General features: G+C 65.1%; 1 pseudogene. It reads right to left on the reverse strand.

Annotated features, from left to right (window positions below):
• Nucleotides 1-10: 10 nt before the first annotated feature.
• Nucleotides 11-175 (reverse strand): annotated as a pseudogene (locus tag PSD17_RS24635) (IS30 family transposase); the annotation flags it as partial.
• Nucleotides 176-281: the final 106 nt, after the last annotated feature.

The raw sequence follows: 281 nt of genomic DNA on the forward strand, positions 1-281 counted from the left end.
GGCCTCGGGTTCAGGGGGTGGTCGCAACACCGGTGGTTACTGGCCGCGACAGTAGTCGGGTCAGTCTTTCCCCGGGGGTGTCCCAGTCCAGGGTTTTGCGGGGGCGGGAGTTGAGCTTGTCCGCGACCCGGTCCAGATCGGCGTGGGTGTGCACGGACAGATCGGTGCTTTTCGGTGCCTCTGTGTTTGTCAAGGCCTCGGCTCTAGGGTGGTCGTAGACTTCGGAGCCGCGGACCCGGGTTGTGACTGATCCGAAGAGCTGGCCATCGGGGTCGGGCTAG

The organism is Pseudonocardia sp. D17, assembly GCF_036984265.1.
GTDB classification, from domain to species: Bacteria; Actinomycetota; Actinomycetes; order Mycobacteriales; family Pseudonocardiaceae; genus Pseudonocardia; species Pseudonocardia benzenivorans.